Source organism: Variovorax stachyos (assembly GCF_051400855.1).
GTDB lineage: Bacteria > Pseudomonadota > Gammaproteobacteria > Burkholderiales > Burkholderiaceae_C > Variovorax.
This window is the reverse complement of sequence record NZ_JBLFFN010000004.1, coordinates 317,483-323,935: the sequence shown is the minus strand read 5'-3', so window position 1 is coordinate 323,935 and position 6,453 is coordinate 317,483. Positions and strand designations below refer to the sequence as shown.

General features: G+C 70.9%; 7 protein-coding genes. 4 read left to right on the top strand and 3 right to left on the bottom strand.

Going from position 1 to position 6,453, the window contains the following annotated elements:
- Positions 1-262, bottom strand: a 262-nt coding sequence (locus ACMGEZ_RS09685; protein WP_436822051.1) for a hypothetical protein, incomplete at its 3' end; no start/stop codon positions are given.
- 53 nt (positions 263-315) lie between these two features.
- Here ACMGEZ_RS09685 and ACMGEZ_RS09680 point away from each other — a divergent pair.
- The gene (locus ACMGEZ_RS09680) at positions 316-441 is read left to right on the top strand and encodes a hypothetical protein (RefSeq protein ID WP_436822050.1); all 126 of its coding nucleotides are present in this window, start codon (positions 316-318) and stop codon (positions 439-441) included.
- Between the two features lie 6 nt (positions 442-447).
- Here the strand turns inward: ACMGEZ_RS09680 and ACMGEZ_RS09675 are convergent, their stop codons facing one another.
- Complete coding sequence (locus tag ACMGEZ_RS09675) at positions 448-1,815, bottom strand: 3-deoxy-D-manno-octulosonic acid transferase (protein WP_436822189.1); 1,368 nt, start codon at positions 1,813-1,815, stop codon at positions 448-450.
- A gap of 22 nt (positions 1,816-1,837) precedes the next feature.
- Complete coding sequence (locus ACMGEZ_RS09670) at positions 1,838-3,220, bottom strand: phosphomannomutase/phosphoglucomutase (RefSeq protein WP_436822049.1); 1,383 nt, start codon at positions 3,218-3,220, stop codon at positions 1,838-1,840.
- Between the two features lie 113 nt (positions 3,221-3,333).
- Here ACMGEZ_RS09670 and ACMGEZ_RS09665 point away from each other — a divergent pair, with 113 nt between their 5' ends.
- The 3 genes from ACMGEZ_RS09665 (at position 3,334) to ACMGEZ_RS09655 (ending at position 6,447) form a co-directional block, all read left to right on the top strand.
- Positions 3,334-4,884, top strand: coding sequence for a DNA-3-methyladenine glycosylase 2 family protein (locus tag ACMGEZ_RS09665; RefSeq protein ID WP_436822048.1), 1,551 nt, complete (start codon positions 3,334-3,336; stop codon positions 4,882-4,884).
- A gap of 61 nt (positions 4,885-4,945) precedes the next feature.
- Positions 4,946-5,443 (top strand): methylated-DNA--[protein]-cysteine S-methyltransferase, encoded by a 498-nt coding sequence (locus tag ACMGEZ_RS09660; RefSeq protein ID WP_436822047.1) that lies wholly within the window; start codon positions 4,946-4,948, stop codon positions 5,441-5,443.
- A 101-nt stretch (positions 5,444-5,544) separates the two neighbouring features.
- A complete protein-coding gene (locus ACMGEZ_RS09655; protein WP_436822188.1) occupies positions 5,545-6,447 on the top strand; it encodes a DMT family transporter in 903 nt (300 codons plus the stop codon).
- Positions 6,448-6,453 lie beyond the last annotated feature (6 nt).

The following is a 6,453-nucleotide window of genomic DNA, read 5'->3' as shown; positions in this document are numbered from 1 at the left end:
GCTCCAGCTCCAGCTCCAGCTCCAGCTCCAGCTCCAGCTCCAGCTCCAGCTCCAGCTCCAGCTCCAGCTCCAGCTCCAGCTCCAGCGCCAGCTCCAGCTCCAGCTCCAGCGCCAGCGCCAGCCCCGGCTCCAGCTCCAGCGCCAGCCCCGGCTCCAGCTCCAGCGCCAGCCCCGGCTCCAGCTCCAGCCCCGGCTCCGGCTCCGGCTCCGGCTCCGGCTCCAGCGCCGGCTCCGGCTCCGGCTCCAGCACCAGCGCCAGCACCGGGCACCGTCCTCGCCCCGGAGGGCGGCAGCTTCACGGTCTCCAAGGCCACGGTGGTCAAGTACGGGGCCGATACGCGCTGGATCACCAAGACCGTCACAGGCACGGTGAGCTGCACGAATGCGTACTTCGGCAGCGACCCGGCGCCCTTCACTGCGAAGTCCTGCGTCGCAGGCTGAGCCGTCCTATTCGAGGCTGGGCTCGGCCCGCTCCTCCAGCGCCGCGGGTGCGGTCTCGGATGCGGCTTCTGCAATCGCCAGCACTGCCGCTGCCGTACGCTGCGCTGCACCCCGGTTGGCATTGGCGAAGGCCTGTGCCGCCTCGGCCATGGCTTCGCGGCGATCCTGCTGCTCGACGAGCTCGAGCGCCGCCAGGACCGCATGTTCCATGTCGTTCACACGCAGCGAAGCGCCGGCCGCGAGCGAGAGCTCCGCGGCCTCGGCGAAGTTGTAGGTGGAAGGCCCCATGATCACCGGGCAACCGCAGGCAGCCGCCTCGATCAGGTTCTGGCCGCCCAGCGCCTCGAAGCTGCCCCCCAGCAGGGCCACGTCGGCCAAGCCGTAGTAGAGCGCCATCTCGCCCAGCGAGTCGCCGAGCCAGATCTCCGACTTGGCCGGCGCACCGGCCGCGCTGCGCCGCGCCACCGCGAAGCCACGCGCCTCGATCAGCGCGGCGACCTCGTCGAAGCGCTGCGGGTGGCGCGGCACGATCATCCACTGCACCTCGTGCACCCGCCGGGCGATGGACTGCACCGCATCCTGCGCCGGCGGCACCGGCGCGAGCGCGCCGAAGCGCTCGAGCACGTCCAGCAACTGGGCCTCTTCGCCGTCGCGCGAGCTCGCGAGCATGACCACCGGGCGCGGCAGCTGTCCGCGCAGGCGCGACGCGGTCGCGAGCTGGCGTGCATCGGGCGTGGCGTCGAACTTGAGGTTGCCGTACACGCCCTCGACCTTGGCGCCGAGCGAGACCAGCCGGTGCGAATCGGCCTCGGTCTGGGCCCAGACGGCGGCCAGTGACGAGTACGCGGGACGCGCCAGCCAGCCGAGGCGCTCGGCCGCGGCCAGCGAGTTCTCGTTCAGGCGCGCATTGGCCAGCACCAGCGGAATGCCGCGCTCCGCGCAGGCCGCGGTGAGTTCGGGCCAGACCTCGGTTTCCATCAGCACGCCGATGCGCGGCTGGAAGCGGTCCAGGAAACTCGCCACCGCGGCCGGTGCGTCCCAGGGCTGCCAGACCTGCAGGTCGCCTTCTTCCAGCAGCTTGGCGCCCTCCTCGCGGCCGGTGGCGGTGCCGTGGGTGAGCAGGATCGGGATGCCCGGGTACTGGCGCCGCAGCTCGGCGATCAGGATGCCGGCGGCGCGCGCCTCGCCCAGCGAGACGGCATGGACCCAGCACCAGCCGGTGCCGGCCGCGGCCTCGTCATACCGGCCGAAACGCTCCTCGACCGCGTGGGCGTAGCCGGGCTCTGCCACGGCGCGGCGGCGCAGCTTGCGCCGCACCAGCGGTTGCGCGAGGGTGGTGAAGACGCCGTAGAGGCGCAGCAGCAGCGAACGCACGCTCAGCAAGAGGAATCCGGCTTCAGTGTGCGGCTTCGGCCAAGGTCGCGCCGGGCTTCACGCCCTTGAGCAGCGCGAGGAACTCGTGCTGGATGCGATCGAGCGCGGCCTGCGTCTGCCCCTCGAAGCGCAGCACCAGCACCGGTGTGGTGTTGGAGGCGCGGATCAGGCCGAAGCCGTCGGGCCAGTCCACCCGCAGGCCGTCGATGGTCGACACCTTGGCCGGTGCATCGAACTTCGCCGTCTTCACGAGCTGCTCGACCAGCGTGTGCGGCTCGCCCTCGGCGCATTTCACGTTGAGCTCGGGCGTCGAGAAGCTGGTGGGCAGTGCATTCAGGGTGTCGCTCGCGTTGGGCGTCTTGCTGAGGATTTCCAGCAGCCGGCAACCGGCGTAGGTGCCGTCGTCGAAGCCGAACCAGCGTTCCTTGAAGAAGATGTGGCCGCTCATCTCGCCGCCGAGCGGGGAGTCGATCTCTTTCATCTTCGCCTTGATCAGCGAGTGGCCCGTCTTGAAGATCAGCGGCTTGCCGCCCGCGGCCTCGATCGCGGGCGCCAGGCGCTGCGTGCATTTCACGTCGTAGACGATGGTGCCGCCCGGCACGCGCGACAGCACATCCTGCGCGAACAGCATCATCTGGCGATCGGGAAAGATGTTCTGGCCGTCCTTGGTGACGATGCCCAGGCGGTCGCCGTCGCCGTCGAAGGCCAGGCCCAGCTCGGCATCGCCTGCGGCCAGCGCCGCGATCAGGTCCTTCAGGTTCTCGGGCTTGCTCGGGTCGGGGTGGTGGTTGGGAAAATTGCCGTCCACCTCGCTGTAGAGCTCGGTCACCTCGCAGCCGATGGCGCGCAGGATGGCGGGCGCCGATGCACCCGCGATGCCGTTGCCCGAATCGACCACGATCTTGATGGGCCGCGCGAGCTTGATGTCCTCGACGATGCGCTTCGTGTAGGCCTCGGTGACATCCGCCTTGCGCACGCTGCCGCCGGGCGCGAGCTTGGCGCTGTCGGCTTCCATCACGCGGCGCAGGCCCTGGATCTCCTCGCCGTAGATGGCGCGGCCGGCAAGCACCATCTTGAAGCCGTTGTAGTCCTTGGGGTTGTGGCTGCCGGTCACCTGGATGCCGCTGTTGGCCAGCGTATGGGCCGCGAAATACAGCATCGGCGTCGTGACCGCGCCGACGTCGATCACTTCGATGCCGGTGGCCATCAGCCCGCGAATCAGCGCCTCCGCCAGCGCCGGGCCCGACAGGCGCCCGTCGCGCCCGATCGCCACCGCCTTCTCGCCGGCCGCGCGCGCCGCGCTGCCGAAGGCCTTGCCGAGCGCCTCGGCGACCTCCGCGTCGAGCGTGGTGGGCACGACGCCGCGAATGTCATAGGCCTTGAAGATCGATGCGCTGAGCTGCATGGGCTTCCCTTTGGATGAGTTCGAAAAATGAGGACCATTGTAGGCATGCGCTCTCGATGCCAGATGTCCGGAAATGGCTACTCCTGCGCGTGGCGCTCCGTATCATCCCAGTCATGCCCCCTTCGACCGCCACCCTCGCCGCAGGACTCGAAAGCGACGCCTGTTACCTGGCCATGAAGGCCCATGACGCGCGCTTCGACGGCTCCTTCTTCACCGGCGTGACCTCCACCGGCGTGTACTGCCGGCCGGTCTGCCGCGTCAAGCTGCCGCGGCGCGAGAACTGCCGCTTCTTCCAGCATGCGGCGCAGGCGGAGGCCGCGGGCTTTCGCCCCTGCCTGCGCTGCCGGCCCGAACTGGCGCCGCGGGCCGCGAGCTGGTCCACCGAAGACGCATCGCGCATCCTTGCCCTGCAGGCCGCGCGCCTCATCGACGAGCCCGATGCGTGGGCAGAGGACGGCCCCGGCGCCGCCCGCATCGCAGCGCGCCTGGGCGTGAGCGACCGGCACCTGCGCCGCATCTTCGAGGCGCAGTTCGGCGTCTCCCCGCTGCAGTACCTGCAGACGCGCCGCCTGCTCGCGGCCAAGCAGCTGATTGCGGACACGCGCCTGCCGATGACGCAGGTCGCGCTCGCCAGCGGCTTCGCCAGCGTGCGCCGCTTCAACGCGGCCTTCGTGTCGCATTACGGGCTCAACCCGAGCGCGCTGCGGCGGGCGGGCGCCGCGGCCGGCGAGCGCGGCGGCGGCTCGGTCGGCGTGCGGCTGGGCTATCGGCCGCCTTACGACGTCGCGGCCATGCTGGGCTTCTTCGCGCGTCGCGCGCTGGGCGGCGTCGAGGCCATCGATGACGTGCGCGGCACGCTGCAGCTGGCCCGCACGTTGCGCGTGGTGCAGGGCGAGCGCGTGCATGCGGGCTGGCTGCAGCTGCGCTTCGACGGCGAGCGCGAGCAACTGCTGCTGCAGGTCGGCGATTCGCTCGCCGCGGTGCTGCCGACGGTGATCAGCCGAGTGCGCGCAATGCTCGACCTGGACGCCGAGCCCATGGCCATCAACGCCGCGCTGCACGCCAGCTTCCCGCAAGGCGACGGGTTGCGCGTGCCAGGCACGGTCGACGGCTTCGAGCTCGCGGTGCGCGCCGTGCTGGGGCAGCAGATCACCGTCGCCGCGGCTCGCACGCTGGGCACGCGGCTGGTGCAGGCGCTCGGCGACCCCATCGCCACGCCGGTTGCAGGGCTCGATCGGCTGTTCCCGACCCCCGCGGCGCTCGCGGCCGCAAGCGGCGATGCGCTGGGCCGGCTGGGCATCGTGCGGCAGCGGCAGTCTGCCCTGATCGCGGTCGCGAAGGAAGTGCTGGAAGGACGGCTCGCCCTGCATGCCGGCGCCGACGTGCCCGCCACTCTCGCCGCCCTGCAACGGTTGCCAGGCATCGGCGACTGGACCGCGCAGTACATCGCCATGCGCGCGCTGCGCTGGCCCGATGCCTTCCCGGCCGGCGACGTCGCGCTGCAGAAAGCGCTGCGCGTGAGTTCCGCGCGCGCAGCGGCGGAGGCTTCGCAGGCCTGGCGGCCGTGGCGCAGCTATGCGGTGCTGCGCGCATGGCACAGTCCCCTGCCCGCCGCAGGCGAAACCGCGGCGGCGCCGCCAGCCCTCGAAAGCGTTGCCGCCTGAATACCCGAATGCCCAACGCCCGGATGCCCGGACGAGAGATACAACATCGAGAGACGACATCATGAGATTCAAGAACGCCACCCTCCACAGCTGCACGATGGAAACCCCGCTCGGCGCCGTCACGCTGGCCGCTACCGATGCGGGCCTGGCCGGCGCCTGGTTCGCGCAGCAGCGCCACTGGCCAGACACGCGCGGCTGGCAGGACAACCCGACCCATCCGGTGCTGCGCGAAGCCGCGGCCCAGCTCGGCGACTACTTCGCCGGGCGCCGCCAGCACTTCGACCTGCCGCTCGATCTCTCGCACGGCACGGCCTTCCAGCAGTCGGTGTGGCAGGCGCTGCTGGCCATTCCCGCGGGCCGCACCACGAGCTACGGCGCGCTCAGCGCGGGCCTCGGCAATCCCGCCGCGGTGCGCGCGGTAGGCGCAGCGGTGGGCCGCAACCCGATCAGCGTGATCGTGCCCTGCCATCGCGTGCTGGGCACCAACGGCTCGCTGACCGGCTACGCCGGCGGACTCGAACGCAAGAGCGCGCTGCTCGAACTGGAAGGTGCCTTGTGAGCGAAGGCGAGTGCACGGCCGCGAGCGCGGTAGTCAAGCCGGTCGCGCCTGTTGCGCCCGTTGCGCCGGTCACGCCTGCACGCCCGGCCAGCAAGCGCTGGCTGGTCGACCTGGTGCTGCTCGGCATGCTGTGGGGCGCCTCCTTCCTGTTCATGCGCATCGGCGCGGCGGAGTTCGGCGCGCTGCCGACGGCCGCGGTGCGGGTCTCGATCGCCATGCTCTTCCTGCTGCCGTTGTTGTTCATGCGCGGCCAGTGGTCCAGCTTCAAGCAGTACTGGAAACCGACGCTGAGCATCGGCGTGCTGAACTCCGGTCTGCCCTTTGCCTTCTTCTCCTTTGCGCTGCTCACCATCAACAGTGGACTCGGTGCCGTGCTCAATGCCACGGTGCCGATGTTCGGTGCGCTGGTCGCCTGGGGCTTCTTCGGCGAGCGGCCCGATCGCTCGCGCACGCTCGGCCTGGTCATCGGCTTCGCGGGCGTCGCCATGCTGGCCGGACGCAGCGCGGGACTGCAATCGGGGGCGGATGAAACCGCGGCACGCTGGGCCATCGCCGCCTGCCTCGCAGCCTGCATCTGCTACGCCTTCTCGGCCAGCCTGACGCGCAAGCATCTCTCGGGCGTGCCGGCGCTCGCCACGGCTGCCGGCAGCCAGATCGGCGCCACGCTCGCCCTGGCACTGCCGGCCCTGTGGCTGTGGCCGGCGCAGATGCCGAGCCTCAAGGCCTGGCTCGCGCTGGTGGTGCTGGGCACGGCCTGCACCGGGCTGGCCTACATCCTGTTCTTCCGCCTGATCGAGCGTGCCGGCCCGGCGCGCGCGCTGACCGTGACCTTCCTGGTGCCGGTGTTCGCGCTCTTCTACGGCGCCGTCTTCCTCGGCGAAGAGATCACGCAGTGGATGCTGGTGTGCGCCGTGGTGATCGTGTGCGGCGTGGCCTTGTCGACCGGGCTGGTGAAGCTGGGGCGGTGGCAGCCGGCCGGGACTGCGGCCGCGGGCAAGCCATAGCGCCAG

Excerpts from the sequence above, each read along its gene's own strand:
- ACMGEZ_RS09670 (WP_436822049.1), bottom strand. The coding sequence starts at position 3,220 with ATGCAGCTCAGCGCATCGATCTTCAAGGCCTATGACATTCGCGGCGTC.
- ACMGEZ_RS09665 (WP_436822048.1), top strand. The coding sequence starts at position 3,334 with ATGCCCCCTTCGACCGCCACCCTCGCCGCAGGACTCGAAAGCGACGCC.
- ACMGEZ_RS09660 (WP_436822047.1), top strand. The coding sequence starts at position 4,946 with ATGAGATTCAAGAACGCCACCCTCCACAGCTGCACGATGGAAACCCCG.